At 64.0% G+C, this 3,776-nt stretch carries 2 protein-coding genes; both read left to right on the forward strand.

Annotated features, from left to right (window positions below):
- Positions 1 to 1,390: DUF5597 domain-containing protein (locus OUZ52_RS22470; RefSeq protein WP_266160833.1), on the forward strand; the 1,390-nt coding region annotated here is incomplete at its 5' end.
- An 8-nt stretch (positions 1,391 to 1,398) separates the two neighbouring features.
- On the forward strand, positions 1,399 to 3,776 hold a 2,378-nt coding region (locus tag OUZ52_RS22475; protein ID WP_266160835.1), incomplete at its 3' end, for a glycoside hydrolase family 3 protein.

Genomic DNA, 3,776 nt, shown 5'->3' on the forward strand with positions numbered 1-3,776 from the left:
CATGCATGCCAATACGGTGGGCGTACCGATCGCCTGGGAGCAGATCGAACCGAAGGAAGGACAGTTCGATTTCAGCTTCCTCGATACGCTGCTTACGCAGGCGCGCGAACATCATGTGCGCCTGGTGCTGGTGTGGTTCGCCACGTGGAAGAACAACGGGCCCAGCTATGCGCCGTCCTGGGTGAAACTGGACAACCAGCGCTTTCCGCGCCTGCTATCGCGCTCGGGCAAGCTGCTCAATTCGCTTTCGCCACATGCCGACGCCACCATGGCGGCGGACCGCAGGGCATTCGTGCAACTGATGACGCATCTGCGCGCCGCCGATGGTGACAAGCACACCGTGATCATGCTGCAGGTGGAGAACGAGGCGGGCACCTATAACACCGACCGCGACCATTCGCCGATGGCTGACAGGCTGTTTGCAGGTGCCGTTCCCGATGCCTTGCTGCATGCTGTGAGCAAGCCGGCCGGCAACTGGAGCCAGGTGTTCGGCAAGGACGCGGCGGAGTTCTTTCACGCCTGGTCGATCGCGCGCTTTGTCGATCGGGTCGCCGCGGCGGGCAAGGCCGTGTACAACCTGCCGATGTACACCAATGCCGCGCTGCGCGATCCGTTCCACCCCGGGGAGCCCGGCAGCTACGAGACGGGCGGTCCTACCGACAACGTATTGGATATCTGGAAGGCCGGCGCGCCATCGCTGGATCTGTTGGCGCCCGACATCTACCTGCCTGAGTATGCACGCTACATCACCGTGCTCGACCGCTACGCACGCAAGGACAATCCGCTGTTCGTGGCCGAAACCGGCAATGCTCACGGCTATGCGCGCTACCTCTATGCAACGCTCGGTCATGGCGGCATGGGTTTCTCGCCGTTCGGCATGGATTTCACCAAGTACAGCAACTACCCGCTAGGCGCGCGCCAGCTCGATGACGATGCCGTGGACGCGTTTGGCGTCAACTACCGCACGCTGGCGCCCATGGGCAGCGAGATCGCCGCGGCCGAATTGGCCGGCAAGTTGTGGGGCGCCGCGGAACCCTTGGACACGCACGAGCAGACGCTCGATCTCGGTGACTGGAAAGTTCAGCTCGGTTACGGGCAGCTGCAGTTCGGCATGGACCCTCCCAAGGGCAATGCCGACACCGACGGTGGCGCCATCGTCGCGCAGCTCGGCGAGAACGAATACCTCGTCACCGGGCATAACGTGCGGGTGAGCTTTCTACCAGGGCGCCGAGGCAAGGATGGACGCTTTCTGCTCGACCGCGTCGAAGAAGGCCATTACGAGAATGGCCAGTGGATTTTTCAAAGGCTGTGGAACGGCGACCAGACCGACTACGGCCTGAATTTCACCAGCGTGCCGCAGGTGCTGCGGGTCAGGCTGGCTAGCTACTGAGGATGTTCATGCGTAAGACGATGCTTGTCCTGGCGCTGTACGCGCTGGGGATGTCCACCGCTGCGACTTGTGGCGATGTCGTGCCCGCCGCTGACACTGCCGCCGTGGAGCAGCGCGTCGAGAGCTTGCTCGGCAAGCTTTCCGTCGAACAGAAAGTTGCCTTGCTTGGCGGCGTCGACAACTTCTATACGCGTGACATGCCGGTCATCGGCCTGCCGCGTCTGGCTATGTCCGATGGACCGATAGGCGTGCGAGCACCTGGACCTTCTACCGCCTACGCGGCGGGCATTGGTCTGGCGGCGAGCTGGGATCCGGCGCTGGCCGAGCGCGTGGGCACCGCGATGGGCCGCGATGCGCGAGCCCGCGGCGTGCAGTTTCTGCTGGGCCCGGGCGTCAACATGTACCGCGCGCCGCAGAACGGCCGCAACATGGAGTACTACGGCGAAGATCCGCTGCTCGCCGGCAAGATGGCCGCGGGCCTGATCCGCGGCGTGCAAGGGCAGGGCGTGGTCGCCACCGTCAAGCACTTTGCCGCCAACAACTCCGAGTACGACCGTCGGCATCTCGACAGCCTGATCGACGAGCGCACGCTGCGCGAGATATACCTGCCAGCCTTCGAGATGGCGGTGAAGGAAGGTCAGGTCGGTGCGGTGATGAGCAGCTACAACCTGATCAATGGCGACTATCTGGCGGAGAACCGCCGCATCGCCCATGACATTCTCAAACAGGAATGGGGCTTCAATGGCCTGTACATGTCCGACTGGGAAGCCGCGCACGACGGCGTGAAGGCGTTCAAGGCCGGACTTGATCTCGAGATGCCGGCGCCAGACGCGATGCGGCCGACACTGATCGAAGATGGCCTGCGCGATGGCTCCCTGTCCCGCGTGGATCTCGACGACAAGACGCGTCGCCTGCTGCGCACCGCCGTGCGCTTCGGCTTGATTGATCGTCCATCGCGCGACTATGCCATTCCCTTGATGGATCCCGCCCCGGCGCATGCGGCACTCGATGCCGCACGCGAATCGCTGGTGCTGCTGAAGAACGCGTCGCAGGCCTTGCCGCTGGATGCCTCGCACATGACATCGGTCGCGGTGATCGGACCCATGGCGTATCCAGGCGCGGCCAGTGCTGGCGGAAGCTCGCACATCGATGCGTTTCGCACGCAAAGCATTCTCTCGGGCATTAGTGACCGCGTAGGCGACAAGGTGAACGTGCTCTATAGCCGTGGCCTGCCCAGTACGGCGGACGTGTTCGCGAAGGAAGTATTCGTGACGATGGATGGCAAGGCCGGCCTGCTTCGCGAAACCTTCGGCAACGCGGACTTCGCCGGCCAACCGATCGAGCGCACGGTCAACACCAAGGTGGACCAGTGGAAGCCCGAGCTGTGGACGACGCCGGCGGCAGAGCGCCAGAGCATTCGTTGGTCCGGCCGCTTCGTGCCCGATCGCAGTGGCAAGTTTCTGTTCCTAGCGGCTGCGGCAAGCAAGGACAGCTACACGCTGTACGTCGACGGCAAGCCGGTGATCCAGCAACCGGTATTCGAAGGCCAGGCGCCGCACTACGTCGTGTTGCCGATGACGGTGGGCAAGGCCGTGGACATCCGCCTCGACTATCGCCCTGACGTGAGCTACAGCCGCATGAGCCTGGGCGCTATCGCCGTGGATGCGATGATTCCCGAGGAGACCCGCAAGATGGCTGCCATGGCCGATGCTGCCGTGGTTGCGGTGGGTTTCGATGGCACCTCTGAAAGCGAGGCCTTTGACCGCAGCTTCCCATTGCCCTGGGGGCAAGAGGCGCTGATCGAGGCCGTGGCCGCCCTCAACAAGCACACCGTAGTCACCGTAACCTCCGGGGGCGGCTATGCCACCGACGGTTGGCTCGAGCACGTGCCGGCGCTGCTGCAGAACTGGTACCCGGGCCAGGAGGGCGGGCAGGCGATTGCCGAAGTGCTGTTCGGCGATCGCTCGCCGGAAGGTAAGCTGCCGATCAGCTTCGAGCGCCATTGGCAAGACAACCCGACTCACGATTTCTACGACGCGCATCCTGCCGCCGACGGCCATCCCACGGTGCGCTACGGCGAAGGCGTGTTCCTCGGCTATCGCTGGTACACCAGCCATCCGCGCGAAGCACAGCCGTTGTTCGCGTTCGGTCATGGCTTGTCGTACACAAGCTTCGGTTTCAGCAAGCTCGTGCTTTCCGGCGCGGCGGCCAATGGCGAAGTTACGGTGTCGTTCGACGTGCGCAACACCGGCTCGCGCGAAGGCGCCGAAGTGGCGCAGGTGTACGTCGGCGACCCGTCGGCACGCGTGGCGCGACCGGCGAAAGAGCTCAAAGCGTTCCGCAAGCTGCGACTGGCACCCGGGCAGACAGCGCATGTCAGTCTGAC

Origin of the sequence: Dyella silvatica (genome assembly GCF_026283955.1) — a bacterium.
In the GTDB taxonomy this organism is placed as follows: domain Bacteria; phylum Pseudomonadota; class Gammaproteobacteria; order Xanthomonadales; family Rhodanobacteraceae; genus Dyella_C; species Dyella_C silvatica.